The organism is Kineococcus radiotolerans SRS30216 = ATCC BAA-149 (assembly GCF_000017305.1).
Classification (GTDB): Bacteria; Actinomycetota; Actinomycetes; order Actinomycetales; family Kineococcaceae; genus Kineococcus; species Kineococcus radiotolerans.
Genome location: NC_009664.2, coordinates 2,621,013 through 2,640,175 on the forward strand (window position 1 = coordinate 2,621,013; position 19,163 = coordinate 2,640,175).

A 19,163-nucleotide genomic window follows, 5' to 3' on the forward strand; every position below is an offset into this window, starting at 1 on the left:
GGGTCAGGCGTCGAGGAGACCCGCGTCGTGCGCCACGATCGCGACCTGCACCCGGTTGTGCGCCTGCAGCTTCGTGAGCAGCCGCGACACGTGCGTCTTCACCGTCGCCTCGCTCATGAACAGCTCCTTGCCGACCTCGGCGTTGGACATCCCGCGCCCCACGCAGGCCAGGACCTCGCGCTCGCGCTCGGTCAGCGTCGTCAGGCGCTCCGCCGCCTCCCGCCGGCGCGGGTTCACCGCGTCGGCGGCGTAGTGGCCCACCAGCCGCCGGGTCACGGTGGGGGAGAGCATCGCCTCGCCGGCCGCGACGATCCGCACCGCGGCCACGAGCTCCCGCGGCGGGGTGTCCTTGAGCAGGAACCCCGTCGCCCCGGCCTGCAGGGCCTGGAAGACGTACTCGTCGAGGTCGAACGTCGTGAGCATCACCACGCTCGGCGCCTGCGGGCGCTCGGTGATCGCCTTGGCCGCGGTCAGCCCGTCCATCACCGGCATCCGCACGTCCATGAGCACCACGTCCGGGCGGTGCGCCGCGACGCCCTCCACGGCCTGGGCCCCGTTCTCCGCCTCGCCCACGACCTCGATGTCGTCGGCGCTGGAGAGGATCATCCGCAGCCCCGCCCGCACCAGGGCGTCGTCGTCGACCAGCAGGACCCGGGTGGGCCTGCCGTCCTGCTGCGACCCGTCGGGTCCGCTCACCGGGTTCTCCTCATCCGTTCACGAGTCCTCGCCCCGCCCTGTCCCGGCCGGGGTGCGCACGATCCTCGCATCCGGCGGCGTCCACGCGCCCGACCCGCCGCCGCGCGGGCGCCCGTCGCGCCCGGGCCACGGCAGCCGCGCCCGCACCGCGAAGCCCCCGCCCGGCTCCGGGCCCGAGGTGATCGTCCCGTCGGCCAGCCCGACCCGCTCCGACAGCCCCACCAGCCCCGACCCCGCCCCGGGCAGCCCCGTGGCCCGCCCGCTCGGGCGCGCGTTGACGACCTGCACCAGCATCTCGCGGCCCACCTCCCCCGAGACCGTGACCACGGTCTGCGCCGACGGGGCGTGCTTGTGGACGTTGGTCAGGGCCTCCTGCACGACCCGGTAGACCGTGCGCCCCAGCTCCGCCGGCACGTCGGCGTGCACGGGCACGTCGGTGCGGAACTCCGCGGACACCCCCGCCTCCCGGGTGGACTCCACCAGCTGCCGGACGTCCACCAGCGTCGGCTGGGGCGCCAGCTCCGCCGCCGTCGTCGCCGCCGACCCCGTGCCCGGCGCGCGCAGGACCCCCAGGACCCGGCGCAGGTCCTCCAGGGCGGAGCGGGCGGTCTCGCGGATCGTCGCCGCCGTCGCCTCGACCTGCTCCGGGCCCACGTCGGGACGCACCTCCAGCCCGCCCGCGTGCAGGGCGACCAGCGAGATCCGGTGCGCCAGCACGTCGTGCATCTCCCGCGCGATCCGGGTGCGCTCGGCCAGGCGGGCCTGCTCGGCGCGCAGCACCTGCTCGTGCTCGGCGCGCTCGGCGCGCTCGCGCAGCGAGCGGACCAGCTCCCGGCGGGCCCCCACGAAGGCCCCGACGAAGACGCACAGCGACACCGCGATGAGCGACCACGTCAGCGACAGCGACCAGCTGTCGGTCGTGGTCCGCAGGCTCGCCGACGTCGTCGCCACCACGGCCACCACCGACGTCAGCACCAGCAGCCGGTCCCGGCGCCGGACGGCCAGGGTCAGCAGGGCCGGGAACACCGCCCCGTCGAAGGCCAGCAGGAACGCGGCCGCGAGGGCGACCAGGCACAGCAGCACCGGGTGGCTGCGGCGCCACCACAGCGCCAGGCACGTCACCACCACGACCACCGCCGCGCCCACCTGCACCGGGGTGGCCGTCGACCACGCGACGCCCTCCGCCGGGAACGGGGGACCCCCGCCCGCGGAGGGCCCCGGACCGGACACGACGGTGGCGAACCAGGCGACCGCGACGAACAGCGAGGCGAGGACGGCGAGCACGTCCCGCACCCGGGGCGCCAGCCGCCAGCGGGCGACCCACGGGTCGGCGGGGGCGGCGAGCGCGTTCACCGGCCCAGCGTAGGCAGGCGGTCCCGCGCTCCACGTCCACCGATCGTCCCTCCCCCCCTCCCGCCTGGGTCGCACCCCGCCGGCTCAAGCCCCGGGCGGTGCCCGCCGATGGGAGGACGTGCTCGCGTGAGCCACCCGACCGAGGGGATGACGGTGTTCGGACGCAACAGGGACTCGGCCACGAGGGCCGGAGCAGGGGCCGCCGGTCCGATGCCGCGCGACGTCGAGGCGCTGGAAGCGGTCCTCGCCGCCCTCGACGAGGAGGGCATCGCGACCGAGCGCGACGCGCAGCTCGCGTGCGTGCGCGCCCTCGTGCAGGCCCTGGACCTCTGCTACGGCGCGGTCTGGCTGCCCGGACCGGACGGCAGGTTCCGCATCGCCGCCGAGGTCGGGACCATGGTCCCCGCGCTCGCCGGCGCGCGCGGTCTGGCCGTCGGTCCCGGCGACGGCTGCGGCGGGCGGGCGCTCGCCTCCCGCGAGGCCGTGCGGTGCCTGGGGTCCCAGGACGCGGCGGACTGCGCCCGCTGGCGCGCCGCCCGCGACGCCGGGGCCGGTGGCGGCGCGCAGGTGCCCGTCGTCGAGGACGGGCGGGTCGTGGCCCTCCAGGAGTACTACGCGCACGACGACCTGCCGTTCTTCGGCGGCCGGGCCGAGAAGTGGCGCGCCATCGGCCGGGTCGCCGCCCACGCCCGCCGCCGGGTGCTGGAGACCGCGGTCCTGCAGGAGACCCTCAACGACCGCGTGGCCGTGACGACCGTCGTGACCAGCGTCGGTGCCGCCGCCAGCGCCGAGGACGCGCTGCGCCGCGCCCTGGAGACGGTGCGCGAGGCGTTCGGCTGGGCCTACGGCTCCTACTGGGCGCTGGACCCGGCCACGGGCACCCTGCGGTTCCAGCTGGAGTCCGGCTCCGCCGGCGAGGAGTTCCGCCGGGTCACCCTGGCCGCGAGCTTCGCCGAGGGCGTCGGCCTGTCCGGGCGCGCCTGGCGCGCGCGCGACCTCGTCTACGTCCGCGACCTCGCGGAGGTGACGGACTGCGTGCGCGCCCCCGCGGCGCAGCGGGCCGGGGTGAAGTCCGGCGTCTGCTTCCCCGTCCTCTCCGAGGGGCGGGTCGTGGGCACCATGGACTTCTTCGCCACCGAGGTCATGGAGCTGTCGGAGTCCCGCGGGTCGGCCCTGCGCAACGTGCAGCAGCTCGTCTCCCAGCGCCTCGACGTCCTGCGCCGGATCGAGGAGGACGCGAAGTCCTCCGCGGCCCTGCTGGACACCGTCTCGCGGCTGCGCGACGCGGTCCTGGACGCCGGCCGGGTCGCCGACGCCGCCGTCGGGCAGGCCTCGACGATGACCGACGAGGTCGACGCGCTGACCCGGGCCTCGGCCGCGGTCGGCGACGTCATCAAGATCATCTCCACGATCGCCGACCAGACGAACCTGCTGGCCCTCAACGCCACCATCGAGGCCGCCCGCGCCGGCGACCTCGGCCGCGGGTTCGCCGTCGTGGCCAGCGAGGTCAAGGACCTGGCCCGCGAGACCGCCGACGCCACCCAGCGCGTCGCCACCCAGGTCGCCGGGATCCAGGCCTCCAGCGGCGCCGTGTCCAACGGCATCAACGAGACGGCGTCCATCATCCGCGAGCTCGACGCGGTGCAGGCGCGCATCTCCGAGGTCATCGACGAGCAGGTCGCGATGGCGCAGGAGCGCCGCTGACCCCTCCAGCCCCGCCGTGCCGTCGTCCGCCCGGAGCGGACGGCGGCGCGGCGGCCCCACCCCGGGGGTAGCTTGCGGAGGAACCGACCGCTGGAGGTTCCCGTGCCGAAGCCGACCCTCGTCCCGCCCCGCCGGGTGCGCCGGCGCCCGGACCCCCTGCTGCGCGACGCCCTCGGGGCGGTCCTGCGCGCCGAGCGGCTGGGGCAGCACCGCACCCTGGCCGACGTCGCGGCCGGGGCCCGGGTCTCGCTGCCGCACCTGTCGGAGGTCGAGCGCGGGCGCAAGGAACCCTCCTCGGAGGTGCTCGCCGCGATCTGCGCCTCCTTGGACCTGCCGCTGGCGGACCTGCTGCGCCGCTGCGGCACCCACGTCGAGGACGTGACCAGCGCGACGGCGCTCGCGCCCGCGGCGACCGGCCGCGCCGGGTCGGCCCCCACCGCCTCCCTCTCCCTCGCGGCCTGACCGCCGCGGGGCCCGGTCAGGGCAGGAGCGCGGCCGGGGTGACGACCCGGTCGGCGACGCCGTAGGCGACCGCTTCCGCGCCGGGCAGGACGAGGTCGCGGTCGAGGTCGGCGCGCAGCCGCTCCACGGGGTGACCGGTGTGCCGGGCGAGGACCCGCTCGATCTCGGAGCGGATCCGCAGCACCTCCCGCGCCTGGATCTGCAGGTCCGCGGCGGTGCCCTGCGCCCCGCCGGAGGGCTGGTGCAGCAGCACCCGGGAGTGCTCCAGCACCGAGCGCTTCCCCGGGGCGCCGGCCGCGAGCAGCACCGCGGCGGCGGAGGCGGCCTGCCCGACGCAGAACGTCGCGACGTCCGGCTGCACGAACTGCATCGTGTCGTAGATCGCCATCAGCGCCGTCGCGGAACCCCCGGGGGAGTTCACGTACAGGCTGATCTCCGCGGTGGACGACTCCGAGGCGAGGTGCACGAGCTGGGCGATGACGACGTTCGCGACGCCGTCGTCGATCTCGCCGTGCAGGAAGACGATGCGGTCCGAGAGCAGCCGGCTGAACACGTCGGAGGTGCGCTCGCCGCGCGCGGTGGTCTCCACGACGTGGGGGATCGGGTACGACATCACAGGCCCACCTTCCGCGCGTCACGAGTGGCGCTGCCGAGCCGGACGTCGCTGACGCCGGTGACGACGTGGTCGACCACGCCGTAGGCGAGGGCCTCCTCGGCGGTGAACCACCGGTCGCGCTGGGAGTCGAGCTCGACCGTCTCGACGTCCTGCCCGGTGTGCTCGGCGATGAGGCGCTGCATCGTGGCCTTGGTGTGGGCGAGGTTCTCGGCCTGGATGGCGATGTCGGCCGCGGTCCCCCCGATCCCGCCGGAGGGCTGGTGCATCATCACCCGGGCGTGCGGCAGGGCGTAGCGCTTGCCGGCCGTCCCCGCGCACAGCAGGAACTGCCCCATGCTGGCGGCCATCCCCATGACCAGCGTGGAGACGTCGTTGGGGATCAGGCGCATCGTGTCGTAGATCGCGAGCCCGGCGCTGATGGAACCGCCGGGGGAGTTCACGTAGAGCGCGATGTCGCTGCGGGGGTCGTCGGCCGACAGCAGCAGCAGCTGCGCGCAGATCCGGTTCGCGACCGCGTCGTCGACCTCCTGGCCGAGGACGACGATCCGCTGGAACAGCAGGCGCTGGGAGAGCTGGTCGTCGAACGGGCCGGTCGTGGTGGTGGGGGTGCTCATCGGGTCCTCCTCGTCGGGCGGGTCCCCTCCACCGTCGGTCCCGCCGGGGACGGCGGGAAGGGGTTTCTCCCCTGAGGAGATCCACCACGGGCGAACACCGCGCACCCGCGCGACCCCGCACCGGCGGTCCCGTCCCGGGTCGTGCGGGACGGGACCGCCGGGCCTTCTCAGGCCTGCGAGCGGGCGAGCAGGAAGTCGCGCAGGCCGTCGAGGTCGTCGGTGTTGATCTGGTCGACCTGGGCGGCCACGAGTTCGCTCCAGACGGCGTCGCGCGCGGGCCCGGGGGCGTCGGGGGTGTTCCAGAACCGCACCTCGCGCCCGGCCAGGTGGGCGGCGGTGACGAAGTCCACGAGCTTCGCGCGTTCCGCGGCGGGCATCTCGCCCTCGCCCCTCCAGGAGAACTGGTTCGCCCAGTTGTCGCTCACCAGGGGCATGAAGTCCGGGTCGGACCCGTTGAAGAGGTCCCCGGACCGGCCGTCGTAGGCGGACCAGCGCAGGTGGTCGCGGGCCATGAGGTCGACGGGGCGGTTGCCGGAGACGACGGCCGTCACCGCGCGCGGGGTGGCGTCGTAGCCGGCGTCGGTCATGGTGAACGAGGTCATGGTCGTGGGGTACTGGGCCAGGACGTCCTCGATCGCCAGCCACGTCGCGACGGCGTCGCCCTTGATGTCGATGAGGAGCTGGACGGGTTCCCCGTCGCCGTAGAGGCTGCCGCCGCCGGCCTCGGCGAGGTCCTCCAGGGGTTCCAGGTAGAGCGACTGCAGGGTGCGCGCGGGGTCGAGGTCCTCGGGGTCGTGGGCGACGAGGAGCTGCCCGTCGACGAGGTACACGTCGGCCTCGACGCTGGTGAAACCCCGCTCGACCGCGTCGAGCAGCGGGCGCTCGTGCTCGTAGTCGTTGTGCGCGTGGGCCTGCGGCAGCGGCTGGGCCACCACCGGGCCCGCGGCGGGAGCGGCGGGGCTCGTGGCGGCGCCGAGGACGACGGGGTCCGCCGCGACCGGGCGGGTCCCGGCGACGGCGCTGCCCGCGCTCAGCGGGACGAGGAGGGCGGCGCCGGCCAGGGCGACCGGGACGAGGGCGTGGCGGGGGCGGGGGGTTCGCATCGGGTTCTCTCCTGGGGCTCGGTGATCCCGGCGAACCTAGGGAGCCCGCCCGACGCGCACCCCAACCCCCGGCGACGTCCCCGGGAGTTCCCGGTGAACCGCCTGTGCGCGGGTCGGGGCGCGGGTCGGGGCGCCGGTCAGTGCGCGATGACCGGTGCCGCGTCCGGGTCGGCCACCGGGGCGCCGGGGCGCAGCAGCAGGAGGGTGACGACGGCGCCGGCGGCGAAGAAGCCCGCCGACCACCAGAACGCGGTGTGGTAGCTGGCGACGGCGGCCTGCGCGGCGTCGGCCGCGGTGGGGGCGCCGGCGACGTGCCCGGCGATCCAGTCCGCGGCGGCGCTGCCGGCGAAGGCCGACAGCAGGGCGGTGCCGATGGAGCCGCCGATCTGCTGGGCGGTGTTGGCCACGGCCGAACCCACCCCGGCGTCGGAGGCCCGCACGCCGAGGGTCGCGGTCGCCATGGCCGAGGCGAAGACGAAGCCGAGCCCGAGGCCGGTGACGAGCAGACCGGGCAAGATCGCGCCGGCGTAGGCGGAGTCGACGTCGATGCGGGTCAGCCAGGCCATGCCGAGCGCGGCGAGCAGCAGTCCGGTGGGGGTGAGGGGCTTGGGGCCCACGCGGGGCATGAGCACCGAGCCCACGACCCCGGCGGCGACGGAGATCGCGGCGATCATCGGCAGGAAGCCGAGCCCGGTCTGGACCGGGGAGTACCCCAGCGTGGAGGTCATGTAGTAGGTGAGGAAGAGGAAGATGCCGAACATCCCGGCCCCCACGACGGCGATGCCGATGAGCGCGCCCCCGCGGTCGCGGTCGAGGACGACGCGCAGCGGCAGCAGCGGGTGCGCGGCGCGGGACTGCCACCAGCAGAACACCGCGAGCAGCACGACGCCGGCGGTGAGGAAGCCCCAGGTGGTGGCGGCGGACCAGCCGTCGGACTCCGCCCCGGCGAGGCCGTAGACGACGCCGACGAGGCCCAGGACCGCGAGGACCGTCCCGGCCCAGTCGAGGACGGGGCGCTCGGGGGAGCGCTCGTGCTTCAGCAGCAGCGCCCCCGCGACGACGGCGACGACGGCGAGCACGACGTTGATGTAGAGGCACCAGCGCCAGGACAGGTGCTCGGTGAGGACGCCGCCGAGGAGGAGGCCGATGCCGCCGCCGGCGCCGGAGACGCCGCCGAAGATGCCGAACGCCTTGGTGCGCGCGGCGGGGTCGGTGAAGGTGGTGGTCAGCAGGGACAGCGCGGCCGGGGCGAGCAGCGCCCCGGAGACGCCCTGGAGCGCGCGGGCGGCGATGAGGACCTCGAAGCTCTGGGCGGCGCCGCCGAGGGCGGAGGCCAGGCCGAACCCGACGAGGCCGACGAGGAACGTCGGCTTGCGCCCGACGAGGTCGGAGAGCCGCCCGCCGAGCAGGAGCAGGCTGCCGAAGGCGAGCGCGTAGGAGGTGACGACCCACTGGCGGTTCTCGTCGGAGAAGCCGAGCGCGCCCTGGGCGGTGGGCAGCGCGATGTTCACGATGGTGGCGTCGAGGACGACCATCAGCTGGGCCAGCGACAGCACCGCGAGCACGACCCACTGCGCCCGGGGGGCGGGAGCGGCGTGCACCCCCTCGGGCGAGGTGCGCGGACGCGGCGGGCCGGTCCGCGCCGGGGCCGGGGTGGCCGCGGGCGCGAGGTGCCGGCCCGGTTCGGTGCTGCTCATCCTGGGGTCCCCTCCACTCAGCGGAGACGTCTTCTCCGCTTTCCCAGGGTAACAGCGAAGAGGAGGGGGTACCTCCGCTTCGGGCGTAGGGTGGGCCCGTGAGCACCCAGGACACCCCGGGCGCGCCGGCGCCGCGGCCGCTGCGGCGCGACGCCGAGCGCAACCTGCGGCGGATCCTCGCGGCCGCGGTCGAGGTCTTCGCCGCCCGCGGGCTGTCGGCGACGCTCGACGACGTCGCCCACCACGCCGGCCTCGGGGTCGCCACCGTGTACCGGCGCTTCGCCGACAAGGACGCCCTCGTCGACGCCCTCTTCGAGGACCGGATCCGCGACCTCGTCGACCTCGCCGAGACCGCCTGCGCCGCAGCGGACCCCTGGGAGGGCTTCGCGGGCTACCTGCAGGCCGCCAGCGCCCGGATGGCCGCCGACCGGGGCCTGCGCGACGCCGTGCTGTCCCCCCGCCACGGCCACGTCGGGGTCGTCCTCGCCCGCGCCGAGCTGGGCCCCCGCGTCGAGCGCCTCACCCGGCGCTGCCGGGAGTCCGGGCAGCTGCGCCCCGACGTGTCGGGCACCGACGTCGCCACCCTGCTGCACGCCGTGCAGGCCGCCGCCGAGATCGGCGGCACCGTGAGCCCCGAGCACTGGCGCCGGACGCTGGGCCTGCTGCTGGACGGGCTCGCCCCCGCCCGCACCGGGCACCGCCCGCTGCCGGGGGCCGCGCTGTCGGAGGAGGAGTTCCACGAGGCGATGGACCGGCGCGGGCACCGCTGAGGACGGGCCGGCTCAGGCCTTCCAGCCGCCGTCGGAGCACAGCAGCTGACCGTTGATCCAGCCGCCCTGCTCGCCCAGCAGGAACGACACGAGGTTCGCGGTGTCCTGCGGCGTCCCGCCCCGGCCCAGCGGGTTGCGCTCCAGCAGGTCGCGCCGCAGCTCGTCGTCCATCCAGCCGGTGTCGACCGGCCCGGGGTTGACGACGTTGGCGGTCAGGCGCAGGTCCTGCAGCTCCCGCGCCGCGGCCAGCACGATCCGGTCCAGGGCCCCCTTGCTGGCGCCGTAGGGCAGGTTGTGGACGGTGTGGTCGCTGGTGAGGGCCACGATCCGCCCCGTCCCGGGCGCCCCGCGGAACCGGCGCGCGAACTCCGCGATCAGCAGCCACGCCGCCCGCGCGTTCACCGCGAAGTGCCGGTCGAAGCTCTCGACCGTGGTGTCCAGGATCGAGGAGTCCACCGACTCCGCGTGGGCCATCACCAGCGCCGTCACCGGGCCGAGGGCGGACTCCACCGCCTCGAGCAGCTCCGCCGGCGCCTCGGGGCGGGAGAGGTCCGCGGGCACGGCGACGGTGGCGGCGCCGGCCGCGCGCAGCTCCGCGTGGACCTCGTCCGGGTCGTGCTCCCGGCGCCCCCACGGCATCCGGTCGTCGTAGGGGGTCCAGTGGCTGGTCGCCACGTCCCAGCCGTCGCGGGCCAGCCGCGCCGCGATCCCCGCCCCGATCCCCACCCGCCGTCCGACACCCGTCACGAGAACCACCGGTCGCTGCGCCACCCGGCCACTGTGGCGGGAACCCCCCGGGGGTGCGCAACGGGGTTCCGCGGCAGGATCGCGGCGTGAGTCGCGTGCGGGCCCCCCGTCTCGTCGGGCGCTGGGTCGGGCCCGCCCCGGACCTCGCGGGCGTCCCGGTGCTGCTGGACTTCTGGACGGGGTCCTGCGTGAACTGCGTCCACGTCCTGGCCGAGCTGCGCGAGCACGTGCCCCCCGGCCTGCTCGTCGTCGGCGTCCACTCGCCCAAGTTCCCGCACGAGGCCTCCCCCGGGGCCGTCGAGGCGGCCGTCGCCCGGCTCGAGGTCGACCACCCCGTCCTCGACGACGCCGACCGCACCACCTGGTCCGCCTACGCCGTGAAGGCGTGGCCGACGCTCGTCCTCGTCGACGCCGGCGGCTACGTCGTGGCGACCCGGTCGGGGGAGGGGCACGTCGCCGAGCTCGTCGCCCTCGCCGCGGACCTGCCCGCCCGCCCCGCCCCGCCGGCCGCCGTCCCCGCCGGCGACGGGCCGCTGCGCTTCCCCGCCCGCCTCGCCCGCACCGCGGCGGGGGAGCTCCTCGTCGTCGACGCCGGGCACCACCGCCTCCTCGTCGGGGACCGCCCGATCGGTTCCGGCGCCCGCGGTCGCACCGACGGCCCCGCCCCGTCCTTCGCCGCCCCGCAGGGGGTCGCGGTCCTGCCCCCGGACCTCGCGGCCGCGCTGGGGTACGACCTCGTCGTCGCCGACACGGGCAACCACCTGCTGCGCGGGGTCCGCTCCGCCGACGGCCGCACCACGACGATCGCCGGGACCGGCGCCCCCGCCCGCGGGCGCAGCGGCGGTGGCCCCGCCCTCGCCACCGCCCTCTCCAGCCCCTGGGACGTCGCGTGGTGGCCCGCGTTCGGGGAGCTCCTCGTCGCCGTGGCCGGGACGCACCAGCTGTGGGCGTTCGACCCCGTCGCCGCCACGGTGCGGGTGGTCGCCGGCACCACCGCCGAGGGGCTGCTCGACGGGCCGGCCGAGCGGGCGTGGCTGGCGCAGCCCTCGGGCCTGGCCGTCGACGGGGATCGGCTGTGGTTCGTCGACGCCGAGACCTCCAGCCTGCGCTCGCTGCGGTTCCCCGGCGACCCCGCGCGCCTGGACCGCTCCGTCCCGCGCACCGACGACCCCCGGATGGCCAACGTCGACCCCGTCGCCCGCCCCGGGGGGATCGTGGAGACGGCCGTGGGGGAGGGGTTGTTCGAGTTCGGGGCGCAGGACGGCGAGGCCGCCGGGGCCCGGTTCCAGCACCCCCTGGGCCTGGCCGTCGACGGCGGGACGGTGCTCGTCGCGGACAGCTTCAACGGCTCGCTGCGCCGCTACGACCCCGTCGCCGGCACCGTCGAGACCCTGCTCGACGGTCTGGCCGAACCCGTCGACGTGCTGCGCGAGGGCGAGGACCTGCTCGTCGTGGAGTCCGCCGCGCACCGCGTCGGCCGCTGGCGGGTGCCGGTCCCGGACCGCCGGGTGCTGCCCGCGGCGCGGGTGCGCCCGGGCGCGGTCCTGCGCGTGGAGTTCACCCCGCGGCCCGGCCGCCACGTCGACGACCGCTGGGGCAGCCCGTACCGGGTGCAGGTCCAGGGTGAAGCGGGGGAGGACCTCGTGCGCCCGCTGCCGGTGCCGGACGCGGAGGTGCTGCGCGTCGTCGTGCGGGTCGCGACCTGCGACGACGCGGCGGGGACGTGCGCGCTGGAGGAGTTCACCCGGCTGGTGCCGCTGACCGGCGCCGGGGACGGGGAGGCGGAACTGGTGCTCCACCTCCCCTGAGGGTCACTGGCGGTAGTGCTCGACCTCGTCCACGGGGCGTTCCTGCGCCTCGTCGGGGTTCTCCCCGGCGTTGCGGCGGGCCTCGCGCTGGCGCAGCAGGTCCCAGGCCTGGTCGAGGGCCTCCTCGGCGGCCTTCAGCTTCGCGTGCTCCTCGGACGCGGACAGCTCGCCGTCCTGCAGCGCCTGCCGCAGCCGGTGCTCCTCCTCGACGAGCTCGTTGATGTGCTGGTGGATGGTCTTGTCGTCCATGGGCCGATCCTCCCCTCCCCGCCGACCCGGTGCCCACCGGGTCCGCGCGGGCCCCGGCGACTCCCCCCGCGTGCGGGGGAGGAGCACTAGCATCCACGCGTGCAGTCACCTGATCAGCTGGTCGACGAGGACGTCGAGGCCGTGCTCGCCGGGTCCCGGGCGGTGGTGGGCCTCAGCGTGCGCTCGCTGGCGGACGCGATGGAGTCGCTGACGCTGCAGCAGTACCGCGTGCTCGTCCTCATCTGCTCGCGGGGGCCGCTGCGCAGCGGGGCCCTGGCCGCCGCCATCGGGGTCCACCCCTCCACGTTCACCCGCGCCGTGGACCGGCTGGCCGCGGCCGGCTGGGTCACCCGCCAGGACAACCCCGACACCCGCCGCGAGGTCCTCGTGGCCCCCACCGAGAAGGCCCGGGTGCTGGTGGAGCAGGTCCTGGCCCGGCGCCGCACCGAGTTCGAGGCCGTCCTGGGCCGCATGAGCCTCGACGACCGGGCCAGCGTGCGGGAGGGCTTCTCCCGCTTCGCCGCGGCCGCCGGGGACGTCGACGTCCCCGAGGCCACGGTGCTGGGCTACGGGAGCTGACGCTCCGCCGGGTCCGCGCGCCGGACGTCGACGACGCCGGTGCCGTCGCCGGGGCCGTCGCCGCGCGCCTTGGTCTGGCGGCGCACGTGGTGGCGCCGGCAGAGCACCTCGTACTCGACCGTGCCGACGTCGCCGACGTCGAGGGTCCCCTCGGGCTGCCCCCCGCCCGCGCCGCCCACGTCGCCCACCACGACCTGCTCGCCCGCCACGACCATCACCCCGTCGACGGTGCGGGCGTTGTGGGTCGCGCGCCGTCCGCACCAGCACAGGGCCTCGACCTGGGGGACCTGCACCCGGTCGGCGAGCTCGACGAGGCGGGCCGAGCCGGGGAAGAGCCGGGTGCGGAAGTCGGCGGTGATGCCGAAGGCGAACACGTCGATCCCGAGGTCGTCGACGAGGCGGGCGAGCTGCTCGACTTGCTCGGGGTCGTAGAACTGGGCCTCGTCGCACACCACGTAGTCCAGGGGCTCCTGCGCGTGGCGCCGGCTGACCTCCGCCCACAGGTCGGTGGTGTCGCCGACCTCCAGCGCGGGGCGGGCGAGCCCGAGGCGGCTGGAGATCGTGGCCGCCCCGGACCGGTCGAAGCGGGTGAAGAGCAGACCCCGCCGGCCCTGGACGCGGTGGTTGTGGTCGGTCTGCAGCGCGAGGGTCGACTTCCCGCAGTCCATCGTCCCGGAGAAGAACACCAGTTCAGCCACGGGGGGCCATCCTGCCGCACCCCGCGCCGGCCCCGCGGGGGCGTCAGGCGTCGCCGGTGGTGACGGCCTGCGCCTCGGCGGGGGTGTGCGGGGCGGGGTCGGCGTGCACGACGACGAGGTGGCGCCGTCCGCCGAGCAGCACCGCGAGCCCCACGAGGACGCCGAAGGCGCCCAGGACGAACGGCGACCAGTCGGTGAAGGCCTCGCCGAGCTCCCCGGCCGCCCAGGCCGCGATGGCGCCGCCGAGGAACCGGACGAAGGAGTACGCGGCCGACGCCGTGGAGCGCTGGACGGGGGACACCTCCATGACGAGCTCGGTGACGATGGTGTTGTTCACGCCCAGGAACAGCCCGGCCACGACCGTGCCCACGACCAGGACCGGCTTCACGTCGACGAACGCGGCCTCGACCAGCAGGACGAGGGCGAACAGCGCGAGCATCGTCGCCACGACGGGGACCGTCCCGAACCGGCGCTGCAGGCGCGGTGCGAGGACGACCGAGGCGATCGCCAGGCACAGGCCCCAGCCGAAGAACACGAACCCCAACCGGATCGGGGAGGAGATCTCCAGGGCGAAGGGGGTGTAGGCGAGCAGGGTGAAGAACCCGAAGTTGTAGAGGAAGGCCATGGCGGCGACGGTGCGCAGGCCGCGGTGGCCCAGCGCGCGGAGCGGGTCGGAGACCGACACCCGGACCGCGGGCCGCGGCGTCGCGGGCAGCAGCGTCGCGATGGCGGTGAAGGCGACGGCCATGAGCACCGCGGTGCCGAAGAACGGCCCGCGCCAGGAGACCTCCCCGAGCAGGCCGCCCACGAGGGGGCCGGCGGCGATGCCGAGACCGAGGGCCGCCTCGTAGAGGATGATCGCATTCGCCATCCCGCCGCTGGCGGCGCCGACGATCGTGGCGAGCGCGGTCGCGATGAACAGGGAGTTCCCCAGGCCCCAGCCCGCGCGGAACCCGACGATCTCGCCGATGGAGCCGGAGGACCCGGCGAGGGCGGCGAAGACGACGATGAGGGCGAGACCGGCCAGGAGGGTCTTCTTGGCCCCGTGGCGGCTGGAGACCCAGCCGGTGAGCAGCATCGCGAGACCCGTGATGCCCAGGTAGGACGTGAACAGCAGCAGGGTCTGGGCCTTGGTGGCCCCCAGCTGCCCGGCGATGGCGGGCAGGATGGGGTCGACGAGCCCGATGCCCATGAACGAGACGACGGCGGCGAAGGCGACGGCCCAGACGGCGACGGGCTGCTTGAGCAGGCCGGGTCTCGCGTCGGTGGTCACGCCGGTGTCGGAGGACGGCACGGCACTCCTTCCGGGAGGTCCTGGTGGGGGTGGGCGCAGGCGCGGACCGACCCGGTGAGCCCTTCGAGGATCGAGGTGAGCTGCCCGAGGTCGGCCGCGGCGGCGGGGTCGAGGTGGTGGACGGCGCGGGCGAGCGGCTCGCGCAGCAGCGCGCGGTGGTGGGCGAGCTCGTCGAGACCGGTGGGGGTCGCGGTCACGGGGACGGCCCGGGCGTCGGCGGGGTCGGGCCCGCGGGCCACGTGGCCCGCGGTGACCAGGCGGGTGAGCGGCCCGGTCGTGCTCGGCTGGGCGCAGTGCTCGAGCTCGGCGAGGCGGCTGACGCGCAGCGGCCCGTCCCGGTCGAGGTGGGCGAGGACGCGGGCTTGGGCCAGGGAGAGGTGGGTGCCGGCTGCGGCCGCCGTGCTCGCCCGGGTCAGGTCCGCGCAGGCGAGGAGCAGGCGCTGGGCCAACTCCTCGAATGGTTGCATGGGGACACTATATTCCTCCGTCGGCGACACGTCGCGGCGCAGCACCCGTGGACGTGACAGGGCCGGGCCCCCGTGGTGAGCTGGACCGGTGAGCGAGGAGCAGCCGGGTGAGCCGGTCGAGCGGGCCGGTGGGGACGAGTCCGGGGACGGACGGCGACGCCGCGAGGACCGGCGCAGCCTCATCGACCTGACCCGCGCCGAGCGCGGCGAGCCCGAGCGCCGCCGGCTGCCCGGGGTCGAGCGCCGCAGTCCCGACGACCACCCCGACGGCGCCCCGGGCGCCTGAGGGCCCGGCACGCCGGGCCCGTCAGGCCAGCGCCGAGAACGCCTCCACGTCCCGGATCTGCCCCGAGACGATGATCACGTCGTCGGCGGAGAGCACCGTCTCGGGGGTCGCGTAGGTGAAGCCCGACCCCGGGCTGTGGTGGGCCACGACCGTCACCCGGTAGGTGCTGCGCAGCTTCGCCTGGCCCAGGCTCTTGCCGACGATGGGGGCCGGCGGGGTCGTCTTGACCATCGCGTACCCGTCGTCGAACTCGATGTAGTCCAGCATCCGACCTCGCACCAGGTGCGCGACCCGCAGCCCCATCTCGTGCTCGGGGCGGATGACCTTGTGCGCCCCGAGCTGGGTGAGGATCCGGGCGTGGGACTCGCTGATGGCCTTCGCCCACACGTTGCGGATGCCGAACTGCAGCAGCACCGACACGGTGAGGATGCTGGCCTCCAGGTTCGTCCCGATGCCGACGACGGCCCGGTCGAACTCGTGGACGGACAGCTGCCGCAGCGCCTCCTCCTTGGTGGAGTCGGCGACGACGGCGTGCGTGAGCGAACCGGCCAGCTCGTCCACCAGGGCCGGGTCGTTGTCGATGCCGAGGACGTCGACCTGACCGTCCTCCATGAGCTCCAGCGCCAGCGACCGCCCGAACCGGCCCAGGCCGATCACGACGACGGAGCGGGGGCTCGCCAGAGCCGAGCGCCTAGCCAATGATCGGTCTCCCTTCGGGGTACTCGTACATGCGGGTCCGTTCGCGCAGCGCCAGCGCCGCGCCCAGGGTGATCGGCCCGAGGCGGCCGAGGAACATGAGGAACGCCAGGATGACCTGCCCGGACTCGGGCAGCTGCACCAGCAGCCCCGAGGACAGCCCGACGGTGGCGAAGGCGGAGATGACCTCGAAGACGACCATGTCCAGCGGGGCGCGGGTCATCTCGACGAGCACGATGGTGGCGACGACGACCGCGGCCACCGAGACCAGCGCCACCGTGAGGGCCTGCCGGACGACGCGGTCGGGCACCCGGCGCCCGAAGACGCTCACCGTCGGCTCGCCGCGGAACTCCGCGTAGAGGGCCACGGCGAGCAGCGCGAAGGTGGTGACCTTGATGCCGCCGGCGGTGCTGGCCGACCCGCCGCCGATGAACATGAGGACGTCCATCACCAGCCAGGACCCGCCGTTCATCTGGGTGATGTCGATGGAGTTGAACCCCGAGCTGCGGGTCGCGGCGGCCTGGAACAACCCGGCGAGGGGGCGGGCCCACCAGTCCAGCCGGGCGAGGGTGGCGGGGTTGCTCCACTCGTTGAGGGTGAGGAAGACCCAGCCGACGAGCAGCAGCGGGATCGTCGTGGCCAGGGTGAGCCGGGTGTGCAGGGACCAGCGCCGCGGCACCCGGAACTGCCGGCGCAGCTCCAGCAGGACGGGGAAGCCCAGCCCGCCCAGGAGGGAGGCGGCCACGACGGGCAGGCACATCCACGGGTCGGACACGAAGTCCGTCATGCTGTTGCCGCGCAGCACGAAACCGGCGTTGTTGAAGGAGGAGACGGCCAGGAACGTCCCCTCCCACAGGGCGGAGGTGAGCGGGCGGTCGTAGCCGGCGAGCAGCCGGCTGCTGAGCGCCACGGCCGTCACCAGCTCCACGACGACCGAGACGCGCACGACGCCCAGCAGGACCGTCCGGACGTCGCCGAGGTCGAGCCCGCGCGACTCGGTGGCCGTCAGCATCCGCGAGCGCAGCCCGAGGCGCCGGGAGGCGAACACGCCGAGCAGCGAGGCGGAGGTCATGATGCCGAACCCGCCGACCTGGGCCAGGGCGAGGATGACGACGAGCCCGAAGTTGGACCAGTGCTCGCGGGTGTCGACCACGACGTGGCCGGTCACGCACAGCGCGCTGACCGCGGTGAACAGCGCCTCCACGAACGTCGCCGCGCCGGGGCCGCGGCGGGCGACGGGCAGCCACAGCAGCGAGGTCCCCACGACGACGACGGCGGCGAAGGCGAGGGCCACCACCTGGGCGGGGTGGCGCATGATGCGCGGGCGACGCGGGGAACTGACGTCCACCGGCTGGGCCTCCGCACGCGTCGATCGCACGACGCGGGGTGCGCCGGCGCGCTCAGGCTACCCAGTCACCCGGACGGGGTCACTCCTCGTGCTCCTCGAGGGAGACCTCCAGCAGGTCCAGCAGGTCCTCGCGGCTGAAGAAGCGGGCGGAGTCCAGGGCGTTGGGGGTGCCGAGGTAGGGGTCGGCGTCGGCGGCCACGAGGGCGGCGACGACGTCGCGCTCGCCCTTGAAGACGGCCCCGGCCAGCGGGGTCTGCCCGCGGGCGTTGACGCGGTCGGGGTCGGCGCCGCGGTCGAGCAGGGCCACCACCGTGCGCGGGTGCCCGTGGTAGGCGGCGAGCATGACGAGGGAGTTGCCCTCGCTGTCCGTCGAGTTCACCGGGATCCCGAGGTCGAGGTAGCCGCACAGCTCCCGGGTGCGGCCGTTGCGGGCGTGCTCGAAGACGCGGTGCGCCAGTTCGAGGGCTCGTTCCTCGCCCTCGTCGGCCGGGCCGACTGGTTCGGCCCGGGGCGGCCCTGCCGGGGTCTCCTCGCGGCTCTCGGTCACGCCGTCAGGGTAGGTCCGGGGCGCACCGGGCCGCACCCCGGCTGCGTGTCCCGCCTCAGGAGTCCCCCACCACGGCACCCACAGTGAGCATGGCACCACTCAGAGCAGCCAAGTAGGCGCGGGACACCTCGTAGACGGCGTGCCCGGTGCCGGTGATGGCGCAGGGCTCGTCCTCCTCGTAGGCCAGGACCGCCCGCAGCGCCGCCCCCGCCGGGCCGTGGCGCTGCACCAGCGCCTCGCGGACCGTGCCCGCCACCCCCGTGGTGTCCACGAGGTCGGCCTCCGGCATCCCCAGGACCGAGGCCACCCCCGACAGCAGACCCACCGTGTAGGCGAGGTCGGCCACGGCGGGAGCCAGTCGGGCGCAGGCCGCCGCGCGCGCCAGGACCATCGTCAGGGACTCGGTGTCCACGCCGGTCACCCCGCCCAGCAGCATGAGGACGACCCAGGAGCACAGCTGCTGGGGGCCCAGCATGACGATCGCCTGCCGCAGCGAGGTGATCTCGTTCTTCGTGCCCGTCGCCGCCGACACCACGGTCTTGAGGACGCGCAGGCTCAGCGCCGGGTCCGAGGCGACCAGGTCCTCGATCTCCCGGATCGGGACGTCGGTGCCGGTGAGGGCCCGCACCAGCTGCAGGCAGACCAGCTGCGAGGGCGTCAGGCTCACCGCCTCCAGCGTCACCGGGCGCTGCAGCCCGTACCCCTGGAACAGGTCCGCCCCCGCGGCCAGGCAGCGGGCGAACAGCGCGTCGTCCTCGATGCGCTCCACCACGACCAGCGCGTCCCGGCTGTGCTCGCGGGCCAGGGCGAGGACCTCGTCGAAGGCGTCCCCCGCGGCCGCGACGTCGATCTTGACGTAGTCGGCCAGGCCGAGGGCCGGCAGCCGCCCCGGCTCGCCGATGAAGTCGTCCACGGCGATCCGGTAGCCCTGGTCCTTCAGGCGGCGCAGCCCCGCCATGACCTCCTCGTCGACCTCGATGTTCTCCAGCAGCTCCAGGACGACCTGGTGCGGCGGGAACGGGATCGGCAGCTCCCCGGTGAAGAAGCCGCGGGTCAGGTTGATGAACAGCGGCTTGTCCCCGGCGATCTGGCCGACCCCGAAGTCGCCGAAGGTGGCGCTGATGACCTGCGAGGTCGCGTGGTCCTGCTCCGCGCCCTCCGCCAGGTCCGCGCTCGCGCCGCCGTGGTTGCGGAAGAGCAGCTCGTAGGCGACCAGGGTGCGCCGCCGGTCGTAGATGCCCTGACGGCCCACGCGCACGGGGGCGACCGCGCCCGGGAACCCGGTGGCGACCACGGGCGGGGAGGGCCACGGCACGCGGGCACCTCCTCGCGTCGTCTCCACAGGCTTCACCCCTGTGTCAACGGCGTGTCGCGGGCGGTACTGAAGCGTTCGACCGCGGCCGCTGGGCCGAACGTGGACCCGGCACCC

General features: G+C 75.3%; 21 protein-coding genes. 6 read left to right on the forward strand and 15 right to left on the reverse strand.

What is annotated here, in order from left to right:
- Positions 1 to 3: 3 nt before the first annotated feature.
- Positions 4 to 696: a response regulator gene (locus KRAD_RS12510; RefSeq protein ID WP_012085978.1), complete on the reverse strand. Its 693-nt coding sequence runs from the start codon at positions 694 to 696 to the stop codon at positions 4 to 6.
- An 18-nt stretch (positions 697 to 714) separates the two neighbouring features.
- The gene (locus tag KRAD_RS27535) at positions 715 to 2,049 is read right to left on the reverse strand and encodes a sensor histidine kinase (protein WP_049821189.1); all 1,335 of its coding nucleotides are present in this window, start codon (positions 2,047 to 2,049) and stop codon (positions 715 to 717) included.
- Positions 2,050 to 2,175: 126 nt separating this feature from the next.
- On the opposite strand from KRAD_RS27535, the gene KRAD_RS27015 reads away from it, so the two are divergent.
- Positions 2,176 to 3,753 (forward strand): methyl-accepting chemotaxis protein, encoded by a 1,578-nt coding sequence (locus tag KRAD_RS27015; protein WP_012085980.1) that lies wholly within the window; start codon positions 2,176 to 2,178, stop codon positions 3,751 to 3,753.
- A gap of 102 nt (positions 3,754 to 3,855) precedes the next feature.
- Positions 3,856 to 4,215, forward strand: a complete 360-nt coding sequence (locus KRAD_RS12525) for a helix-turn-helix domain-containing protein (protein WP_012085981.1) — start codon at positions 3,856 to 3,858, stop codon at positions 4,213 to 4,215.
- Between the two features lie 16 nt (positions 4,216 to 4,231).
- Here the strand turns inward: KRAD_RS12525 and KRAD_RS12530 are convergent, their stop codons facing one another.
- The 4 genes from KRAD_RS12530 to KRAD_RS12545 form a co-directional block, all read right to left on the reverse strand.
- Entirely contained in the window at positions 4,232 to 4,831 is a 600-nt protein-coding gene (locus KRAD_RS12530; protein ID WP_041292068.1) for a ClpP family protease, read from the reverse strand.
- Positions 4,828 to 5,445: a ClpP family protease gene (locus KRAD_RS12535; RefSeq protein WP_041292069.1), complete on the reverse strand. Its 618-nt coding sequence runs from the start codon at positions 5,443 to 5,445 to the stop codon at positions 4,828 to 4,830. Before KRAD_RS12535 ends, KRAD_RS12530 begins: the two co-directional genes overlap by 4 nt.
- 167 nt (positions 5,446 to 5,612) lie before the next feature.
- Positions 5,613 to 6,548 (reverse strand): phosphatidylinositol-specific phospholipase C/glycerophosphodiester phosphodiesterase family protein, encoded by a 936-nt coding sequence (locus tag KRAD_RS12540; protein WP_012085984.1) that lies wholly within the window; start codon positions 6,546 to 6,548, stop codon positions 5,613 to 5,615.
- Between the two features lie 137 nt (positions 6,549 to 6,685).
- Positions 6,686 to 8,245 carry an MFS transporter gene (locus tag KRAD_RS12545; RefSeq protein WP_012085985.1) on the reverse strand — a complete coding sequence of 520 codons (1,560 nt, stop codon included), beginning with the start codon at positions 8,243 to 8,245 and terminating at the stop codon, positions 6,686 to 6,688.
- Positions 8,246 to 8,343: 98 nt separating this feature from the next.
- Here KRAD_RS12545 and KRAD_RS12550 point away from each other — a divergent pair, with 98 nt between their 5' ends.
- Positions 8,344 to 9,015, forward strand: coding sequence for a TetR/AcrR family transcriptional regulator (locus KRAD_RS12550; protein ID WP_012085986.1), 672 nt, complete (start codon positions 8,344 to 8,346; stop codon positions 9,013 to 9,015).
- Positions 9,016 to 9,027: 12 nt separating this feature from the next.
- Here KRAD_RS12550 and KRAD_RS12555 read toward each other — a convergent pair whose 3' ends face one another.
- On the reverse strand, positions 9,028 to 9,786 hold the full coding sequence (locus KRAD_RS12555) for an SDR family oxidoreductase (protein WP_041292070.1): 759 nt from the start codon (positions 9,784 to 9,786) through the stop codon (positions 9,028 to 9,030).
- Positions 9,787 to 9,848: 62 nt separating this feature from the next.
- On the opposite strand from KRAD_RS12555, the gene KRAD_RS12560 reads away from it, so the two are divergent.
- Complete coding sequence (locus KRAD_RS12560) at positions 9,849 to 11,570, forward strand: NHL repeat-containing thioredoxin family protein (RefSeq protein WP_157873589.1); 1,722 nt, start codon at positions 9,849 to 9,851, stop codon at positions 11,568 to 11,570.
- Positions 11,571 to 11,573: 3 nt separating this feature from the next.
- Here the strand turns inward: KRAD_RS12560 and KRAD_RS12565 are convergent, their stop codons facing one another.
- Positions 11,574 to 11,819, reverse strand: coding sequence for a DUF2630 family protein (locus tag KRAD_RS12565; protein ID WP_012085989.1), 246 nt, complete (start codon positions 11,817 to 11,819; stop codon positions 11,574 to 11,576).
- Between the two features lie 99 nt (positions 11,820 to 11,918).
- Between KRAD_RS12565 and KRAD_RS12570 the strand changes: the two genes are divergently transcribed.
- Positions 11,919 to 12,398, forward strand: coding sequence for a MarR family winged helix-turn-helix transcriptional regulator (locus KRAD_RS12570; RefSeq protein WP_012085990.1), 480 nt, complete (start codon positions 11,919 to 11,921; stop codon positions 12,396 to 12,398).
- Here KRAD_RS12570 and KRAD_RS12575 read toward each other — a convergent pair.
- The 3 genes from KRAD_RS12575 to KRAD_RS24380 are packed head-to-tail and all read right to left on the reverse strand — an operon-like array spanning position 12,386 to position 14,857.
- Complete coding sequence (locus KRAD_RS12575; protein WP_012085991.1) at positions 12,386 to 13,096, reverse strand: thymidine kinase; 711 nt, start codon at positions 13,094 to 13,096, stop codon at positions 12,386 to 12,388. The genes KRAD_RS12570 and KRAD_RS12575 overlap by 13 nt on opposite strands.
- Before the next feature lie 43 nt (positions 13,097 to 13,139).
- Complete coding sequence (locus tag KRAD_RS12580) at positions 13,140 to 14,390, reverse strand: MFS transporter (protein ID WP_012085992.1); 1,251 nt, start codon at positions 14,388 to 14,390, stop codon at positions 13,140 to 13,142.
- Complete coding sequence (locus tag KRAD_RS24380; RefSeq protein WP_012085993.1) at positions 14,366 to 14,857, reverse strand: MarR family winged helix-turn-helix transcriptional regulator; 492 nt, start codon at positions 14,855 to 14,857, stop codon at positions 14,366 to 14,368. Before KRAD_RS24380 ends, KRAD_RS12580 begins: the two co-directional genes overlap by 25 nt.
- Positions 14,858 to 14,945: 88 nt before the next feature.
- Here KRAD_RS24380 and KRAD_RS26030 point away from each other — a divergent pair, with 88 nt between their 5' ends.
- Positions 14,946 to 15,143, forward strand: coding sequence for a hypothetical protein (locus KRAD_RS26030; RefSeq protein ID WP_041292071.1), 198 nt, complete (start codon positions 14,946 to 14,948; stop codon positions 15,141 to 15,143).
- 21 nt (positions 15,144 to 15,164) lie between these two features.
- Here KRAD_RS26030 and KRAD_RS12595 read toward each other — a convergent pair whose 3' ends face one another.
- The 4 genes from KRAD_RS12595 to KRAD_RS12610 all read right to left on the reverse strand — a co-directional run bounded on the left by KRAD_RS12595 (position 15,165) and on the right by KRAD_RS12610 (position 19,049).
- The gene (locus tag KRAD_RS12595; RefSeq protein ID WP_183392329.1) at positions 15,165 to 15,800 is read right to left on the reverse strand and encodes a potassium channel family protein; all 636 of its coding nucleotides are present in this window, start codon (positions 15,798 to 15,800) and stop codon (positions 15,165 to 15,167) included.
- 34 nt (positions 15,801 to 15,834) lie between these two features.
- A complete protein-coding gene (locus tag KRAD_RS12600) occupies positions 15,835 to 17,187 on the reverse strand; it encodes a TrkH family potassium uptake protein (RefSeq protein ID WP_012085995.1) in 1,353 nt (450 codons plus the stop codon).
- Between the two features lie 79 nt (positions 17,188 to 17,266).
- Positions 17,267 to 17,644, reverse strand: coding sequence for an ankyrin repeat domain-containing protein (locus KRAD_RS12605; protein WP_041293160.1), 378 nt, complete (start codon positions 17,642 to 17,644; stop codon positions 17,267 to 17,269).
- 145 nt (positions 17,645 to 17,789) lie between these two features.
- Complete coding sequence (locus KRAD_RS12610; RefSeq protein WP_162145144.1) at positions 17,790 to 19,049, reverse strand: EAL and HDOD domain-containing protein; 1,260 nt, start codon at positions 19,047 to 19,049, stop codon at positions 17,790 to 17,792.
- Positions 19,050 to 19,163: the final 114 nt, after the last annotated feature.